This is a genomic window from Caulobacter sp. GW821-FHT10E02, assembly GCF_059415225.1.
In genome coordinates this window covers 923,010-939,840 of the sequence record NZ_JBWKMV010000001.1, presented here as the reverse complement: position 1 = coordinate 939,840, position 16,831 = coordinate 923,010, and the positions used below count along the sequence as shown (strand labels likewise).

Below are 16,831 nucleotides of genomic sequence, written 5' to 3'. Positions count from 1 at the left end.
CCTCAGGCCAGCGCCGGCAGGACGATCCGGAACAACGCGCCGCCGTCCGGATGATTGGCGGCGGAGATCTCGCCGCCGTGCTCGGTGATGATCGACTGGCAGATGGCCAGGCCGATGCCGATACCGCTGTCCTTGGTGGTGAAGAACCCGTCGAAGACGCTGGCCAGATGCGCCGGGGCGATGCCCGGTCCGCTGTCGTGAATCCAGATGCTGACGCCCTCGGCCACGGCCTTGGCCCCGAGGCGGATCTGGCGTCGCCCGTCGCCGTGATCGATGGCCTGGATGCTGTTGACCAGCAGGTTGACGATCACCTGCTGCAACTGGACGCGGTCGCCGGCGATCGGTGGCAAGGTCTGATCCAGCGCCAGGTCCAGCGCGATAGACTTGGCCTCGACATCATGACGCACGATCACCAGGGCCTCTTCGATCGTCTCCCGCAGGTCCAGCCGCGCCTGTTGCGGCTCGCGTCGCATGGCCATGCCGCGGATGCGCTGGATGATCTCGCTGGCCCGGCGGGCGCTGGCGCTGATGCGCTCGGTCAGCAGCCGGACCTTGGTCAGGTTCGGTTCGCCCTGGGCCAGCCAGCGCAGGCTGGCGTCGGCATTGGCGGCGATGGCCGCTAGCGGCTGGTTGACCTCGTGGGCGATCGAAGCGGCCAGCTCGCCCAGGGTCGACAGCCGCGCGGCGTGGGCGAAATTGGCCTGCAGGCGGCGCAGCTCGACCTCGGTCCGCAGCCGCTCGCTGATGTCTTCGACGGTGATGAAGGTGGTGTCCAGATATTCGGGCGGAGCCGGATAGGTCACCGAGAACACGACATCCAGCACGCGGCCATCGAAGGTGGCCATCTTGGCCTTCTCGACATAGTTCCGGCGGCCTTCGAAATGGGCGACCATCACGCGGTTGGCCATGCCCGGCGTGGCCGAGAACAGGTAGCGGACCGACTGGATCAACTCGGCCGAATTGCGGGCCCCGAACAACGACACCGCCGCCTGGTTGACCTCGGTGACCACCACGATCTCTTCGGCCAGCGCCACGAGGTCGGGATTGGCGTCGAGATAGGCGGCGATGTCGGTGACACCCTGGCTGCGCAGACGCTCCAGTTCGTCGCCCGACCGCCGCGCGTCGACATAGAGCAGCGGCGTGGGCGTGAAGTGGATCAGCTTGCGATAGCGGTCTTCGCTGGCCTGCAGCTCCCAGGCCGAGCGGTCGTCGCTGACCGCGCCATTGACCGCCAGGAAGAGCACGTCGGTGCGTCCCGGTTCGGCGGACCGCCAGGCCGTCGCCGTGGCTCCGGCCAGCAGGCCATGGGGACCCAGCACCCGCGTGAGGGGCGCGCCGATTGGGCGTCCCAAGGCCTGGGCCAACAGGTCGGCGATGTCGTCACGGCTCTCGGCCGGCCAGAAGTCGGCGATCGGCCGACCGATCATCTGCTCGCGGTCGGCCGAGACGCCGAACAGCCGGACCGTCCGGGCGTTGGCGTCCATGATCCGGCAGGTCTCCAGCAGGGCGCGACCGGACAAGCCTTTGACGGCGGCGGCGTCCAACTCCCAGCAGGCGGCGACCGTGCGGCGCAGCTCTGCGTGGCGGTCGAGATCCACGCGAGGACGCGCTGCCTGGCCGTACTCCACCGCGTCGCGCGGCGAGCCATCGGCGTTGCGGCGCAGGGTTCTGCGGACACGAACGGCGACGGCAGGGCCGGCGGCGCAGCGGCGGCGAACTTCGCCCTCCCAGAAGCCTTCGCGGATCAGCAGCGCCCATTCCTCGTCATGCAGCAGCGGGTCGCCGGCCAGGTCGCCGAGCGGAAGCCCGACCACCGCCATGGCCGGCCAGCCGTAGAGGCGCTCGGCCGCCGGGTTCCAATAGCGGATCAGCCCTTCGGGATCGCAGACGACGACGGCCTCGGCGGCCAGGTCGACGAGGTCGTCGCATTCGTCGCGACCCAGGGCGCGGAAGAGCACCGTCATGACCGCTTCTCGTCGCGGCGGGTCGCCAGGTCGATCACCCGGCGTCCGAACAACCTGGCGTCCAGCGAATAGGCGCCGCCGCCCAGAAGCGCCAGGCAGAGGCCCGAGCCGGCATGTCCCAGCACCAGCCCTTGCGCCGCGCCCTGCCAGCACAGCGCCGCCGCCAGGCTCAGCAAGGTCAGCACCACCGCCGCCGGCCGGACCCCGAACCCGACCAGCAGCAGACCGGCGGCGATCACGGCCAGGCCCCCGGGCCAAGCCAGATGCGTCGCCCAGGCCGGGAGGCCGGCGGCAATGGCCACGCCGGTGAGGGCCTGGGCGATGCGTAGTCCCAGCAGAGCCACGCCGGCCGCGCCATCGGGGTATCGGGCTTGGAATTTCGACATGGCGGCAGGCTAGCGCCGCGCGCGATCAGAGCCCGTACACGGACCGGGGGTGGCGGACGCCCCCCATTCGCGCCCCTTTCCGACGTCCGCCGGCCGGGCTATCGAAGTCGCCAAGCGCGGAGACCGATCGCTTGCCCGAAGGCCCCATTCGCATCCTGGTCGTCGATGACCATCCGGTCCTGCGCGAAGGCGTGGCCGCGATCCTGGAGAACCACGCCGACATGCAGATGGTCGGCGAGGCCGGCGACGGCGAGGCCGCCATCGCCCGCTTCCGAGAACTGCGCCCGGACGTCACGCTGATGGACCTGCAGATGTCAGGCATGAACGGCCTGGCGGCGATCGCGGCGATCCGGGCCGAGTTCCCCGAGGCGCGGATCCTGGTGCTGACTACCTATGCCGGCGACGTCCAGGCGGTGCGCGCGCTGAAGGCCGGGGCCCGGGGCTTCCTGCTCAAGAGCAGCCTCCGCACCGAGATGGTGCAGGCCATCCGCGACGTCCACCATGGCAAGCGCCACCTGCATCCCGAGGTCGCCAGCGAGATCGCCCTGCATGTGGTCGATCAGGATCTCAGCGAGCGCGAGATCGTCGTGCTGAAGCGGATCGCCGAGGGCCAGGCCAACAAGGAGATCGCCCGCGCGCTGGGGATCTCGGACGAGACCGTCAAAGGCTATTTGCGTAACATCTTCGAGAAGCTGGAGGTCAACGATCGCACCCACGCGGTCACGGTCGCCGTGCGGCGCGGCGTCATCGACCTCTAGGCAAGACGGGGACGGCGCGGACGCCGCCCCCGCTCCCGCGTCCTACTTGTAGAGCGCCGTGTGCAGCGCCGTATTGGCCTGCAGGATCGCCGCGCGCGTGGCGGCGGTGTCGGCCACCGCGTTCAGCATGACGAAGTCGTGGATCGCGCCGTTGTAGCGGGCCGAGGTCACTCGCACCCCGGCCTGGGTCAGCTTGCGGGCATAGGCCTCGCCCTCGTCACGCAGGACGTCGTTCTCGTCGACGATGACCAGCGCCTCGGGCAGGCCCTTCAGCTGCTCCAGGCTGGCCTGCAGCGGCGCGGCGGTGATCTCCTTGCGGGTCTCGGCCTTGGGCGCATAGGCGTCCCAGAACCACTGCATGGCCTTCTTGGTCAGCCACGGGCCTTCGGCGAACTGGTTGTACGAGCCGGTCTCGAAATTGGCGTCGGTGACCGGGTAGAACAGCACCTGCAGGGCGAACTTCGGACCCTTGCGTTCCTTGGCCATCAGGGTCACGGCCGCGGCCATGTTGCCGCCGACGCTGTCGCCGACGATGGCGATGCGGCTGGGGTCGACATTGAACTCCTTGGCGTGGGCGGTGAAGTGCTCGATCGCCGCATAGGCCTGCTCGATGGCGACCGGGTACTGGGCCTCGGGCGAGCGGTCGTAGTCGACGAACAGCACCGCGGCCTTGGCGCCGACGGCGATCTCGCGGGTCATGCGGTCATGGGTGTCGGGACCGCCCAGCACCCAGCCGCCGCCATGGATGTGGACGATGATCGGCAGCTTGCCGGTCGCGCCCTGCGGCCGATAGATCAGCACACGGACCTTGCCGTACTGGCCGACCGGGAACGTCTCCTCCTCGATCGACACCGGCAGCTTGGTCACCGGCACGTTCTGGGCGCCCGACAGGGCCGCGCGGGCCTCGGTCGGAGTCATCTGGTAGATCGGCTTGCCGGTGGCCGCGGCGTCTGCAAAGGCCTGGGCGGCGGGTTCGAGCACCGGGCGCGCGGCCTGGGCGTTGGCGGATCCGGTCAGGGCGACGGCCGCCAGCGTGGCGGCGGCGGCGACGGTCGAGGTCATGGACATGGGACTTCTCTTGCTGGCGGCGGAGGCGTCCATCCGGGAGCGCCGCGCCTGGGTTGCGTCGGGCACTAAGGGCCGCCGCCGCCCTCCCCGGCTTGGCCGCGAGCGCTTGGTTTGAAGGACGAGACCGTCATTTGCCCGGGGCCGACGGAGCTTCCCTCCGCGGACCTATCCCTTGGTCTAGGGACCCTAGCCCCACGCGCCCCGCCCGCCCCGTCCAGCGCATAGTTTCGGCGTGTGGCCGCGTTCGCGACACTCCGATCGAGCCGTGTCAATCGGACGCGACAGCGATGGCGAACGCAGGATTTTTTCCGATTTCATTCTGCGACCAACGAAACGGTAGGCGAGCGCTTCACCTGTCCGGCTCAACTCAAGGCGTTCGCGCCAGACCAGGACCGGAGGGATCCCGATGAGCATTTCCGACACCATCCAGGAGGGCGTGGCCGCGCGCGCCCTGTTCGAGGGCCACGACCTCGCCGACAGCCGCGACGCGGTCGTGCTGCATCAGGAGGGTCATCCGCCCGCCTACTACTTCCCGCGCAAGGACGTCTTCATGATGTTCCTGAACCAGACGACCAAGGTCACCCACAACCCGGACAAGGGCGAGGCGCACTACTTCACCATCCTGCGCGACCAGCACATCGTCGAGAACGTGGCCTGGACCTACGAGGCGCCCGAGCCCGCCTACGCGGCCCTGGCCGGCCGCATCGCCTTCAACCCCGCCCATGTCGAATTCCAGGTCGCCGGCCACTCGTCGGCCGACACCGAGGACGAAGAGGACGGCCTCGAGCCGGGCTGAACGTCGGGCGGTCAACATACCCGAATGGGGTATTGGCGGGGATCGGCGCGGAGCCTATAACGCGGACTACAAAGGGCCGTGTTATGAACCTCACTCCGACCGATCCCCGTTCGCGGAAACGGGCGCCTGCCCGCGCGGGCGCTGGCCTGTACGGCGCAGCGCTGGAATACGGCATGCACTGCCTGACCTGGCTGGTGGGGCGCGACAGGCCCGCCAGCAGCCGCGATCTCGCCGAGTTGCAAGGCGTGCCGGTCGCCATGGCGGCCAAGATCATGACCAAGCTGGAAAAGGGCGGGATCGTCACCGCCTCGGGCGGCGTCCACGGCGGCTACAGCCTGGCCCGTCCGCCCCAGGACATCTCAATGCTGGACGTCGCCGACGCGGTCGATGGCCGAAAGCCCCTGTTCGAGTGCCGCGAGGTCCGCCGCAACTGCGCGCTGTTCGACGGCGCGCCGCCGGACTGGGCCACCCGCCGCGTCTGCGGCATCCACGCGGTCATGCTGCGCGCCCAGAAAAGCATGCGCGACGAGATGGGACGCACCAGCCTGCTGGACATCGTCCAGGGCATTCCCGCCCCGGCGGACTTCGTCCCCGAACCCGGCCGCTGGCTGGACGATCGGGTCGAGGTTCGAGAGCAATCACGGATCACGGCCATGAGGGCCGGAGCGCGAAGGAGGTCGTCCGATGCCTGAACTCGTCCCGCACGCGCAAAGCCGGCGCGTCCCCGATGCCGCGACGCCCGTCGTCGGCCTGACGCCGCTGGTCATCGTCGTCGATGACGACGACGCCATTCGCCTGTCGATCTGCGAGCTGCTGGAGTCGGTCGGCATCGAGGCCGTCTGCTTCGCCTCCGCCCGCGAATTGCTCGAAGCCGACGTGCTGCACCGGCCGGGCTGCATGATCCTGGACGTGCGGATGCCGGGCCTCAGCGGCCTGGACTTCCAGAACTACCTGGCCGCCAACGGCATCGTGACCTCGATCATCTTCCTGACCGGCCACGGCGACATCCCGATGACGGTGCAGGCGATGAAGGCCGGGGCCGTCGAGTTCCTGACCAAGCCCGCGCGCGACCAGACCCTGCTGGACGCCGTCAACCGCGCCATCGCCGCCGATCTGGCCAAGCGCGGCGACGCCAATACCGCCCGCGAGAACACGACGCTGTTCCTGACCCTGACCCCGCGCGAGCGCCAGGTGATGCGGGCCGTGGTGCAAGGCGCCCTGAACAAGCAGATCGCCTACGAGCTCGGCATCACCGAGGTCACGGTGAAGCTGCACCGCAGCAGCGTGATGAAGAAGATGCGCGCCCCGTTCGTGACCCATCTGGTCCGCGCCTGGCAGTCGCTGCCCGACAATGTTCGCGAGGACCAGCCCGGCTAGACTTTCGTATAGGTAGGAGCGGACGCGGATTACGCCGATGAATGGAAACCGCGACCTAGTCCCGCCGCGTAAGGGCCGAAAACTTGTCTCCAGCGCCTCTCTTCGCGATTGTCGATGACGATGAGGCGTTACGCCAAGCCTTGGCAGAACTGCTTGAAGTCTCGGGCTTTGACTGCATGACTTTCGCGGACGCCGACGCCTTCCTGGCCGACTACGCCCACGGGCGCTTCTCGGGCCTGGTCACCGATCTGAACCTGCCGGGCATGAACGGTCAGCAGTTGCAACAGCACATGCGGCTGGTCGATCCACGGCTGCCGGTGATCGTCATCTCGGCCCAGTCCGATCCCGCCATCCGGGCCCGAGCCCTGGCCTCGGGGGCCCTGGCCTACCTGACCAAGCCCATCAACGACCAGGTCCTGTTCCGGCACCTGGACGCGGCGCTGAGCCGGTTCCCGCCGCCGACGGCGGGCTGATGCCCAGCGACGCGGACCCTTTCGAGCTTTCCGTCCACCGCCGTCTGGCCCGCGACGCCTGCTGGCAGCTGGACGTCTCCGGGGCCCACGCCCTGCTCCAGCGCAGCGACCAGAGCGACCCGGCCGCCCTGCCCGAATGGCGCCAGGACCAGCTGGACCGGGCGCTGGCCGCGGTGCGGGTGCGCGACGTCAACGAGGAGGCCATCCGACTGTTCGGCCTGACCGGCGACCGCGAGCGCCTGATGGCCCGTCCCATCGCCATCCTCTGGCCCGAGCAGAGCCGCTCGGTGCTGGCCGACCTGCTGCGGGCGTTGGCCAATGGCGGGCTGGACGCAGTCGAGACCCGCGAGATCGGCGTGCTGGGCCCCTTGGTCGACGTGGTCATGACCGGCTGGCGGGCGGCCGATCCACGTTGCCCCGACATCGTCTTCGTCCGGCTGAGCGGCACCCTGAACCCGTCCAGCGCCCTGCTGGAACTGGAGGCCAGCCAGGACCGCTACCGCAACATGATCTCGTCCCTGCCGCTGCCGCTGCTGCAGGTCGACGCGCGGGCGGCGGCGCGGATGTTCGAGCGCCTGCGGGCCAACGGCATCACCGACATCGCCGCCTATACCCGCGACCATCCCGAGCTGGTCGAGATCGCCTGCGACATCGTCCTGGTCACCGACGCCAACAAGGAGGCCGTGGCCCTGTTCGGGGCGAAGGATCGCACCGAGCTGATCGGCCCGATCCCGTTCGTGTTCGCCGGCACGCCCGGCTCGGCGCGCCGCGTGACCATCGCCCACTTCCAGGGGATCCGGAACTATGTCGAGGACTTCCAGATCCTCACGCTCGATGGCCGGATGCTGGACGTGTCGCTGCTGATGACCTTCCCGGTGTCGGGCGAGCGGCACGACACCATCCTGATGATGATGGTCGACCACACCGCCCGCCTGCAGGCCGAGGCCAAGCTGCGGCAGGTCGAGAACGACTTCCACCGCGCCGCGCGGCTGTCGACCCTGGGCGAGCTGACCGCCTCGATCGCCCATGAGGTCCGCCAGCCGCTGTCGGCGATCCTGACCAATGCCGAGACCAGCCAGCGCTGGCTGGCGCGTGACGAGCCCAACCTTCCCAAGGTCCAGCAGTTGACAGAGCGGATCAGCGCCAGCGCCCGGCGGGCCAGCGACATCATCGGGCGCATCCAGGATGCGGCCCGCAAGCGCGAGCCCGTCCGCACCCGGCTCGACCTCAACGAGGTCGTCCGCCAGGCCCTGCTGTTCGTCCGTCACGACAGCCAGGACAAGTCGGTCAAGATGACCCTGACGCCCGGCGAGGACCTGCCGCCGATCCTGGGCGACCGGGTCCAGCTGCAGCAGGTGGTGGTCAACCTGCTGGTCAACGCCATGCAGGCCATGCGCGAGACCGAGCGCGATCACCGCGAAATCTGCATGGTCACCGCCCTCGACGGACCGGACATGGTGGAGCTGACGGTCCGCGACACCGGCCCCGGCGTGCCGCCCGCCGACCTCGACCGCGTGTTCGAGGGCTTCTTCAGCACCAAGGAAGGCGGCATGGGCATCGGCCTGGCCATCTGCCAGTCGATCGTCGGCTCCCACGGCGGTCGGATCACCGCCGCCAACCATCCCGACGGCGGCGCGATCTTCCGCGTCACGGTCCCGGTCGCGACGAAGGCCTAGGCGACCTGTACGCCGGTATGGGGCGCCCTGCCCCTTTGGTCCGATCGCCCCAAACCCAGCCCCGGCCTAGCGTCGCCAGGCCAATAGCGGCCGGGAGATCGACACCATGAAACTCTACTACGCCATCGGCGCCTGCAGCCTCGCCGACAAGATCGCCCTGGCCGAGGCCGGCATCCCCTGCGACTTCGAGCGGGTCCAGCTGCACACCCGGATCACCGAGACCGGCGCCGACTACGCGGCCATCAACCCCAAGGGCTACGTCCCGGCCCTGGTGCTGGACGGCGGCGAGATGATCACCGAGAACATCGCCATCCTGTCGTGGGTCGCCGAGCAGTCGCCGTCCCTGCGTCCCGAAGGCCCGTTGGGCTGGTTCCGCCTGCTGGAGTCGCTGGCCTACATCTCCACCGAGGTCCACAAGAGCTTCCATACCTTCTTCATCCCGGACGTCACCGAAGAGGAGAAGGAGAAGGCCCGCGCCCTGGCCGGCCTGCGCCTGGAATACCTGGCCGCCAGCCTGACCGACGACTTCCTGCTGGGCCCGAAGCTGACCGTGGCCGATCCGTACCTGTTCGTGATCATGACCTGGGCCAAGCCCAACGGCGTCGTCCTGCCGCCGCCGCTGGCCGCCTACTACGAGCGGATGAAGGCCCGCCCCACGGTTCAGGCGGCCCTGGCCAGCGAAGGCCTGGAGGTCTGACCGCCTACGGGACCTATGCGCCGGTATAGGTCCCGCACGCCCTTTCATCCAATCGACCCCATCCCGCTCCGCGCCCTAGCCTTCTGACAGGCCGATGGGCCGTCAGATGGAGGGTTTCGAGATGAAGATCGTGGTGGTCGGCGGCAGCGGGCGGATCGGAGAGAAGCTCGTCTACAATCTTCGGCAGGACGATTATCGCGTCCTCGAGGCCTCGCCCACGTTCGGGGTCAACACCATCACCCGCGAGGGGCTGGATCACGCCCTGGAGGGCGCGACGGTCACCGTCGACGTCACCCAGTCGCCGGGCCTCGACGGTCCTTCGGCCCTGGCCTTCTTCGAGACCTCCGGCCGCAACCTGCTGGCCGCCGCCAAGGCCGCCGGCGTGCGCCATCACGTGGCCCTGTCGATCGTCGGCACCGACCGCTTGCAGGCCAGCGGCTACTTCCAGGCCAAGAAGCTGCAGGAAGACCTGATCAAGGCGTCCGGCCTGCCCTACAGCATCCTGCGCTCGACCCAGTTCTTCGAGTTCATCAGCGGCGTCGTCCAGGACGGCACGACCCACGACGTGGTCATCTCACCAGCCCGCGTGCAGCCTATCGCCGCCGAGGACCTGGCCGAGACCCTGGCCGACCTGGCGCTGAGCCCAGCCCTGAACGGCATGGTCGAGGTCGCCGGCCCCGAGCGTTTCCGGCTCGACGAACTGGCCACAGAGGTGCTGACCGCCTTCGAGGATCCCCGCCGGGTCATGGCCGATCCCGACGCGCCCTATTTCGGCGCGCGCCTCGATGACGAGTCCCTGCTGCCCGGCGCCAGCCCGCGCCTCGCCGCCACCCGCTTCCACGACTGGCTGGCCGCCAGCCTGCAGGCCGCGCCGAACACTCGTCACACCAACCGCAGGCAGGGGTGAACACCATGAAGATCGTCATCGCCGGGGGAACCGGCGTCGTCGGCGCCAAGCTCGCCGACATCCTCCGCCGTCAGGGCCACGAGGTCCGCATCGCCGCCCGCGCCGCCGGGGTCGACGTCATCACTCGTCAGGGCCTGGACGAGATCATGGTCGGAGCCGAGGTCGTGATCGACGTCCTCAACGCGCCGTCGTTCGACGACGCGCCGGCCATGGCCTTCTTCGAGACCTCCAGCCGCAACATCCTGGAAGCCGCCGCGGCCGAGGGCGTGAAGCACTATCTGGCCCTGTCGATCGTCGGCTGCGAACGCCTTCAAGACAGCGGCTATTTCCGCGCCAAGCTGGCCCAGGAAACCCTGGTCCGAGCCGGCGGCGTTCCGTTCTCGATCCTACGCTCGACGCAGTTCTTCGAGTTCCTCGACGCGGTCGTGAAGGACAGCCTGGACGGCGAAGTGGTGCGCCTTGCCCCGGCCCGTGTGCAGTTCATCGCCGCCGACGACGTCGCCGCGGCCCTGGCCGACATCGCCGCCCGCGCGCCGGCCAACGACACCATCGAGGTCGCCGGCCCCGACCCGTTCAAGCTGGACGACCTGGTCCGGCGGTTCCTGGAAGCTCGGCGCGACGCGCGCCCCGTCGTGGCCGATCCGGCGGCGCTCTATTTCGGGGCCCCGCTCGACGACCAGACTCTGATCGCCGGGGCCACCCCGCGCTTCGGCCACACCGAGTTCGATCAGTGGCTGCGGCGCGCGGCCCTGGCTCCGGCCTAGACCCCGAGCGATCTCCACAAACGAAGCGGGCGGCCCTTCTGGACCGCCCGCTTTTTCTTTTGACGCCTGAAGCCGAGTGTCAGGCGCTGGCCAACCAATCCTCGAACGTCGTCAGGCCGTGGATGTGATCCTCACCCGGCAGCAGCGAACGGTCCTCCAGCTCGACGCCGAAATAGAGCGCCTTGTGGTCCGAGACGACCGTGCGGCCGTCACCCTTGGCTTCGAGGTAGCGAGCGACGAACTTGTCGAGACCGAAGGCCTGCGGTCCGCCAACCTCGATCAGGCCGTTGATCGGCGCGCCCAGCACCACGTCGGTCAGGGCGGCGGCGACGTCCGGGGCAGCGATCGGTTGCACCTGCGCGGGCGAGACGTGGATCTCCTCGCCCACCGTCCCGGCCTGGATGATCCCGGTCACGAACGGGAAGAACTGGGTCGAACGCAGGATCGAGTGCGGGATCGATGAGGCGCGGATCAGCGCCTCCTGGGCGATCTTGGCCCGGAAGTAGCCGCTGTCCTGCAGCCGCTCGGTCCCGACCACCGACAGGGCGACATGGTGCTTCACGCCGGCCTTCTCGGCGGCCGCCAGCAGGTTGCGGCCCGAGGTGATGAAGAAGTCCAGCGCCGGGGCGGCGTCGAACTTCGGCGAGTTGGCGACGTCGACGACGATGTCGGCGCCGGTCAGGACCTCGGCCAGACCCTCGCCGGTCAGGGTGTTGACGCCGGTGTTGGGCGCGGCGGCGATGGCCTGATGGCCCAGACGGGTCAGGTTGGCGACCACGCTCGAACCGATCAGCCCGGTTCCTCCGATGACGACGATCTTCACGGCAGCTCTCCTCGGTTCATTTGATGAGCCACCAGCATGGACGTTGCGCGCGCGAGAGGGCGCCGGTGCGAAGGACGTCCCAGCCCCTCTCCTGGATGGACGCGGGACCTGCGAAGGACGTGGCGATATGGCGGCGACCTGAACCAGGCCTAGCCCTTCGGATAGCTTGACCGCCTAGCGGGATAAGGAGGCGTCGGCCTGCCACCGGCCAAGGGCGTAGACCCGCGCGCTAGGCGCACGATGGCCCGCATCCCGCCTCGCCGAGCACTGTTGCGTCATCTTCACCGTCACAGAGGAAACGACGATGACCCTGACCCCGCGCTTCGCCCCCTTCAAGCTCGTCCCGGACGTCACCAAGGCCCTGCTCGCCGTCGAGACCGCCCTGAACGACAGCGGCATCGAGCACAGCCTGGGCGAACTGGTCCGCCTGCGCGCCTCGCAGATCAACGGCTGCGCCGTCTGCATCTACATGCACGTCCAGGACGCCCGCCAGCACGGCGAGACCGACCTGCGCATCCAGATGCTGGACGCCTGGCGCGAGTCCCCGCTCTACACCGACCGCGAGCGCGCCGCCCTGGCCTGGACGGAGTCGCTGACCCGCATCGCCAAGACCCACGCCTCGGACGCCGACTATGAGCTGGTCAAGAGCCAGTTCAGCGAGACCGAGATCGCGGCCCTGACGATCATCGTCGGCCAGATCAATCTCTGGAACCGCCTGCAGATCGCCGCCCGCGCCTCGCACCCGGCCCAGCCGGCGACCGCCGCGGCCTAAGCCATCAGGCCGTCGCCGGCCTGAGACGCGCCGAATCCCCTCCCCCGCATGTTCGGCGCGCCGGGACTGACGGTCCTTTATCGCGGGACCCGACGTCCTCCTGGGCCACGCTCCGGTCGCTAGCCGAAGCGTGGCCCTTCCCGTTCGCGTCGACCCAAAACCCGAGGAAATCCAATGCTGAAGACGATCTCCCTCAGCCTGGCCGCCGTGCTGGGCGTCGCCGCCGTCGCCAACGGCCTGTTCATGCTGATCTCGCCCGAGGGCTGGTACTTCGCCGTGCCTGGCGTCACGACCACCGGGCCATTCAACCAGCACTTCATCCGCGACATCGGCCTGATCTTCGAACTGATCGGCGCGGCCTTCCTGGTCGGCGTCGCACGGCCGGATCTGCGGCTGTTCTTCTGGGGCGCGCCGACCATCTGGTTGTCGGGCCACGCCCTGTTCCACTTCTGGGAAGTGGCGGTCGGCATCTGCTCGGTCTCGGTCCTGCCGCGCGATTTCCCGGCCGTCACCCTGCCGGCGATCCTCGGCTGGTGCATCACCCTGTGGGCGGCCGGCCAGGCGCGCGCTAACCGCGCCTAACGCTCCTGGCCGTGGCGCACGCCGTCGGCCAAGTGAACGACGCGGCGGTCGGGCAGCAGCCAGATCGCCGCGACCCCGGCATAGAGCGCCAGCGACACCGGCGGCGCGAAGAAGGCGATGACCACGCCCGCCGCATAGACGGCCAGCGACAGATCCGTGGCCCGGTCCCCGTTCAGCGCCGTGGCGAACGCGGACTCCCGTCCCTCATGGCGCACCAGGCAACTGGTGAGCGTCCTGAACGCGAAACCCGTGGCCAGCAGCACCAGCCCGTAGACCGCGACCGGCCCGTGCGCGAAGTGGCTCTTCTCCATCCAGGCCGTCGCGAACGGGATCATCGACAGCCAGAACAGCAGGTGGTGGTTGGCCCACATCACCGAGGCGCAGATGCCGCCGACGGCGCGCAACAGATGGTGGTGGCTGTTCCAGTAGATGCCGACATAGACGAAGCTCAGCCCGTAGCCGAGGAAGGTCGGCAGCAGCGGCTTCAGCGCCGCCAGATCCGCGCCCTGCGGCGGCCGCAGCTCCAGCACCATGATGGTGATGATGATGGCGATCACGCCATCGCTGAACGCCTCCAGCCGCGTCTTCGCAATCCGTCCGGTCATGATGCTCGCCCATAAGGCCGGTTGCGCCGGCGTCCTGGCGAAGAGGTAGAACGCCGGCATGAACCGGCCCAGTTGGACCTAGGGCGAAGCGGACTTGGTCCATCGTCCAGCTGGATGCCGCGGCGCTAGCGCAGGTAGAATTGCCGGTGGAACGCGAACATGTCGTCGAACAGGCAGTATTCGGGCGCGCCCAGTTCGATCACCGGCGACTTGGCGGCCACCGCGTGCGTCCAGCGCCGCCAGGCGGCCTGGAAGGCGCTGGCCTCGGCGTCCGTGAACCAAGCCAGCGGATAACCCAGCGAGACATGGAACCGATAGGCGTCGTGGTTTGGCGAGCGGATGGCCAGGAGACGGGACAAGCGGTCGCGCAGGTCGCGCAGCTTGGCGTCCTCAGCGGTGTCGACGGGCAGCAGCAACAGGGTCAGCGGCCGAGCCGGGTCCGGAACCTGATCCAGATCGACCTTCAGACGGATCGGCAGCGGGCAGTCCAGCGCGAAGCCTTTCAGCCGCTCGCCCAGCAGCCGGTTGCACTCGGCCAGTGGCAGGTCCAGCGGCAGATCGGCCGGCCAGCTCGACTTCTGGCGCGGCCGGTCGTTCGCGCCGCCGAAGATCGTGGTGTGGTAGCTGGACGGCGGCAGCCATCCGACCTTACGGGCGAACGGCAGGGTCGGAACCTCGCGATAGATGTCCAGGAAGGCGTCGAACGCCGCCGACCGCTCGCCCTGCTGGTCCAGGTGGCAGATGATCGTGTTGCCGGCGAACGGATAGGGCCGCCCGTCGGGATGGAACTTGCTGAACACGTCCGGCGGATAGGCCGGACGGGTGGCGGCGACCGCCCCCGCCGCCGGCCCGACCACCGCCACGCCCGCCGCCGCTCGCAATAGCGCGCGGCGGCCTTCCGAAAAGAGGTCGTCCCGCCGCATCAGAAGTCCTTGCGCAGGTCGAAGCCGAAGTAGCGGCGGTCATCGCGCGGCACGAACCGCACCACGCCGCTGCCGAAGGTCGACATCATCGACGAATAGTGAGTGTTGGCCAGGTTCTTGGCCAGCACGGTGAAGCGCCAGTCACCCGGCGCGGTGACGGTCACGCCGGCGTTCCAGATTCCGTAGGCGTCCTGCACCGTGTCGGGGGTCTGGTTGATGCTGTACTGCGTCTTGCTCTGCCAGCTGTATTCGGTCGTCAGGTCGACGGCGAAGGCGCCTTCCAGCGGCAGGCGGTAGTCGGCGCGGGCGTTCAGCTTCCAGTCCGGCGAGAACGGCAGCGGCTTGCCGTTGACCTGGCATGAGGCCGCGGTCCCGGTCGGGCATTTGAAGTCGTCGATGCGCGCGTGGATATAGGCCGCGGCGCCGGTCAGGGTCAGGCCTCGGACGGGCTTGGCGGCCAGGTCGGCCTCGATCCCGCGCGTCGAGACCTTGCCGGCGTTGATCAGGCGGGTGACGGGCGAGCCGTTGTAGACGTCGTAGAAATTGACCTGATAGTTCGAGAAGTTAGTGACGAAGCCGGCCAGGTTGGCCTGCAGACGGCCGTCGAACAGCCGCGACTTCAGGCCCACCTCGTAGGCGTCGTTGGTCTCGGGCTTCAGCACCCCGGTGTCCTGCGGCAGCATGCTGAAGGCGACGTTGTAGGCCGGGCCCTTGTAGCCGCGCGAATAGGTGGCATAGGCCATGCTCGAGCCCGTCAGATCGTACTGCGCGCCCAGGCGGGCGGCGTAGCCGTCCTTGTCGGTCGAGCCGGCGCTGGCGAAGCTGGTCTGGATGCCCGTGACCGGCGTCGGCGACGAGGAGACGCGCTGGAAGCGGTAGCTCAGTTCGTCGCGCACGCCGCGCAGGCCGGCGATCAGGCGCAGACGCTCGGAGGCGTTGATCGTCGCCTCGCCGAACAGCGAGGTGTTGTTATTGGTGACACCGTAGTCCGCCAGGCCATTGAACACCGCGCGGGTCGTCCCGGCCAGGGTGGTGGTCTCGCGGCGATAGAGCTCGTCGTCGCTCGACCGCATGAAATAGGCCCCGACCACATATTCGATCAGGCCGCCCTTCGGCGAGGCCAGGCGGATCTCCTGCGACAGCTGCTCGAAGCCCAGGTCGCCGCGATCGTGCTGCTGCGGGAAGCCGGCGACCACGCCCGGCAGGCGGTCCTGGTCCTGGAACTGGATGTTGTCCCAACGGCGGAAGGCGGTGACGCTGGTCAGGGTGTGGCCGCCGATGCTCCAGTCGGCCTGCAGCGACACACCGCTGTTGAAGTCGCGGGCGTGGGTGTCGAGGTTGCTGTTGACCTGGCGGTTGTCGTCGCCGGCCACGACCGGCCCCAAGGCGGTGGCAAAGGCCGGGAACTGAGTGACCACGCCGGTCGGATAGGCGGTCAGGTAGGTGCGCCGCACCACGCCGGTCGGGGCGGTGTCGCGCGAGGCCATGTAGTCGGCCACCAGCCGCAGGGTCAGGTCCTCGTTCGGCGTATAGACCAGCTTGCCGCGCGCGCCGGTCCGCTGATAGCCGTTGACGGTCTCGCCGTTGAAGACGTTGGTGACGTTGCCGTCGTACTTTCCGGTGAAGAGATTCAGCGACCCGGCCAGCTTGCCGGTCACGATCGGGCCAGAGATGCCTGCCTTGAACCGCCGCTCATCGCCGCCCGTGCCGTAGAAGGCCTCGCCAAAGGCGTGGAGCTCCTGGCCGGGGTCCTTGGTGACGATGTTGACCACCCCGCCCGAGGCGTTCTTGCCGAACAGCGTGCCCTGCGGCCCGCGCAGCACCTCGATGTGATCGACGTCCAGCAGGTCCAGCGTCGCCTGGCCCTGCCGCGCCAGCACCACGCCGTCGACCACGGTCGAGACGGTCGGCTCCACGCCAGGCGAGGTCGAGACCGTGCCCAGGCCGCGGATGAACAGCGCCTGGTCCTTGTTCGAGGCCGCGGTGCGGAAGTTCAGGGTCGGCACGATCGTGGCGATGTCGCGCAGGGTGTTGAGGTTCGACCGCGCCAGCCGCTCGCCGTCGACGACGGTGACCGCCACCGGCACGTCCTGCAGCTTCTCCGGTCGGCGCGTCGCGGTGACGATGATCTCGGCGATCGCATCACCAGCCTGAGCATGGGCGGCGTCGAGGGCGACGCTCGTCAGGGCGATGGCGAGAGCGGCGGACGAACAAAGGCGGATGCGCAGTCGCATGACGAAATCCCCGAAGCGCCGTGGCG

18 protein-coding genes are annotated in these 16,831 nt (G+C 68.9%); 11 read left to right on the top strand and 7 right to left on the bottom strand.

Going from position 1 to position 16,831, the window contains the following annotated elements; all coding sequences use genetic code 11:
- Positions 1-2: 2 nt before the first annotated feature.
- On the bottom strand, positions 3-1,964 hold the full coding sequence (locus tag AC07NI_RS04270) for a PAS domain-containing sensor histidine kinase (RefSeq protein WP_494616434.1): 1,962 nt from the start codon (positions 1,962-1,964) through the stop codon (positions 3-5).
- Positions 1,961-2,350: a hypothetical protein gene (locus AC07NI_RS04265; RefSeq protein WP_494616433.1), complete on the bottom strand. Its 390-nt coding sequence runs from the start codon at positions 2,348-2,350 to the stop codon at positions 1,961-1,963. The genes AC07NI_RS04270 and AC07NI_RS04265 overlap by 4 nt, the downstream gene beginning before the upstream one ends.
- 131 nt (positions 2,351-2,481) lie before the next feature.
- On the opposite strand from AC07NI_RS04265, the gene AC07NI_RS04260 reads away from it, so the two are divergent.
- Positions 2,482-3,108: a response regulator gene (locus AC07NI_RS04260; protein ID WP_494616431.1), complete on the top strand. Its 627-nt coding sequence runs from the start codon at positions 2,482-2,484 to the stop codon at positions 3,106-3,108.
- Between the two features lie 42 nt (positions 3,109-3,150).
- Here the strand turns inward: AC07NI_RS04260 and AC07NI_RS04255 are convergent, their stop codons facing one another.
- On the bottom strand, positions 3,151-4,176 hold the full coding sequence (locus AC07NI_RS04255) for an alpha/beta hydrolase (protein ID WP_494616430.1): 1,026 nt from the start codon (positions 4,174-4,176) through the stop codon (positions 3,151-3,153).
- A 406-nt stretch (positions 4,177-4,582) separates the two neighbouring features.
- Here AC07NI_RS04255 and AC07NI_RS04250 point away from each other — a divergent pair, with 406 nt between their 5' ends.
- The 8 genes from AC07NI_RS04250 to AC07NI_RS04215 all read left to right on the top strand — a co-directional run bounded on the left by AC07NI_RS04250 (position 4,583) and on the right by AC07NI_RS04215 (position 10,866).
- Complete coding sequence (locus AC07NI_RS04250; protein WP_494616428.1) at positions 4,583-4,972, top strand: DUF427 domain-containing protein; 390 nt, start codon at positions 4,583-4,585, stop codon at positions 4,970-4,972.
- An 83-nt stretch (positions 4,973-5,055) separates the two neighbouring features.
- A complete protein-coding gene (locus tag AC07NI_RS04245) occupies positions 5,056-5,664 on the top strand; it encodes an RrF2 family transcriptional regulator (RefSeq protein WP_494616427.1) in 609 nt (202 codons plus the stop codon).
- Complete coding sequence (locus tag AC07NI_RS04240; protein WP_494616426.1) at positions 5,657-6,349, top strand: response regulator transcription factor; 693 nt, start codon at positions 5,657-5,659, stop codon at positions 6,347-6,349. Before AC07NI_RS04245 ends, AC07NI_RS04240 begins: the two co-directional genes overlap by 8 nt.
- An 83-nt stretch (positions 6,350-6,432) precedes the next feature.
- Entirely contained in the window at positions 6,433-6,822 is a 390-nt protein-coding gene (locus AC07NI_RS04235; protein ID WP_494616425.1) for a response regulator transcription factor, read from the top strand.
- Positions 6,822-8,498 (top strand): PAS domain-containing sensor histidine kinase, encoded by a 1,677-nt coding sequence (locus tag AC07NI_RS04230; RefSeq protein ID WP_494616424.1) that lies wholly within the window; start codon positions 6,822-6,824, stop codon positions 8,496-8,498. The genes AC07NI_RS04235 and AC07NI_RS04230 overlap by 1 nt, the downstream gene beginning before the upstream one ends.
- Positions 8,499-8,604: 106 nt before the next feature.
- Complete coding sequence (locus AC07NI_RS04225) at positions 8,605-9,195, top strand: glutathione binding-like protein (RefSeq protein ID WP_494616422.1); 591 nt, start codon at positions 8,605-8,607, stop codon at positions 9,193-9,195.
- A 94-nt stretch (positions 9,196-9,289) separates the two neighbouring features.
- Complete coding sequence (locus AC07NI_RS04220; RefSeq protein ID WP_494616421.1) at positions 9,290-10,102, top strand: SDR family oxidoreductase; 813 nt, start codon at positions 9,290-9,292, stop codon at positions 10,100-10,102.
- 5 nt (positions 10,103-10,107) lie between these two features.
- Positions 10,108-10,866 carry an SDR family oxidoreductase gene (locus AC07NI_RS04215; RefSeq protein ID WP_494616420.1) on the top strand — a complete coding sequence of 253 codons (759 nt, stop codon included), beginning with the start codon at positions 10,108-10,110 and terminating at the stop codon, positions 10,864-10,866.
- 79 nt (positions 10,867-10,945) lie between these two features.
- Here AC07NI_RS04215 and AC07NI_RS04210 read toward each other — a convergent pair whose 3' ends face one another.
- Entirely contained in the window at positions 10,946-11,689 is a 744-nt protein-coding gene (locus tag AC07NI_RS04210; RefSeq protein ID WP_494616419.1) for an SDR family oxidoreductase, read from the bottom strand.
- 304 nt (positions 11,690-11,993) lie between these two features.
- On the opposite strand from AC07NI_RS04210, the gene AC07NI_RS04205 reads away from it, so the two are divergent.
- Together AC07NI_RS04205 and AC07NI_RS04200 are read left to right on the top strand one after the other, a co-directional pair.
- On the top strand, positions 11,994-12,461 hold the full coding sequence (locus tag AC07NI_RS04205; RefSeq protein WP_494616418.1) for a carboxymuconolactone decarboxylase family protein: 468 nt from the start codon (positions 11,994-11,996) through the stop codon (positions 12,459-12,461).
- A 174-nt stretch (positions 12,462-12,635) separates the two neighbouring features.
- Positions 12,636-13,043 carry a hypothetical protein gene (locus tag AC07NI_RS04200; protein ID WP_494616417.1) on the top strand — a complete coding sequence of 136 codons (408 nt, stop codon included), beginning with the start codon at positions 12,636-12,638 and terminating at the stop codon, positions 13,041-13,043.
- Here AC07NI_RS04200 and AC07NI_RS04195 read toward each other — a convergent pair.
- The 3 genes from AC07NI_RS04195 to AC07NI_RS04185 all read right to left on the bottom strand — a co-directional run bounded on the left by AC07NI_RS04195 (position 13,040) and on the right by AC07NI_RS04185 (position 16,805).
- Positions 13,040-13,648: a TMEM175 family protein gene (locus AC07NI_RS04195; RefSeq protein WP_494616416.1), complete on the bottom strand. Its 609-nt coding sequence runs from the start codon at positions 13,646-13,648 to the stop codon at positions 13,040-13,042. The genes AC07NI_RS04200 and AC07NI_RS04195 overlap by 4 nt on opposite strands.
- 125 nt (positions 13,649-13,773) lie before the next feature.
- Positions 13,774-14,571: a DUF1868 domain-containing protein gene (locus AC07NI_RS04190; protein WP_494616415.1), complete on the bottom strand. Its 798-nt coding sequence runs from the start codon at positions 14,569-14,571 to the stop codon at positions 13,774-13,776.
- Complete coding sequence (locus AC07NI_RS04185; protein ID WP_494616414.1) at positions 14,571-16,805, bottom strand: TonB-dependent receptor; 2,235 nt, start codon at positions 16,803-16,805, stop codon at positions 14,571-14,573. The genes AC07NI_RS04190 and AC07NI_RS04185 overlap by 1 nt, the downstream gene beginning before the upstream one ends.
- Positions 16,806-16,831: the final 26 nt, after the last annotated feature.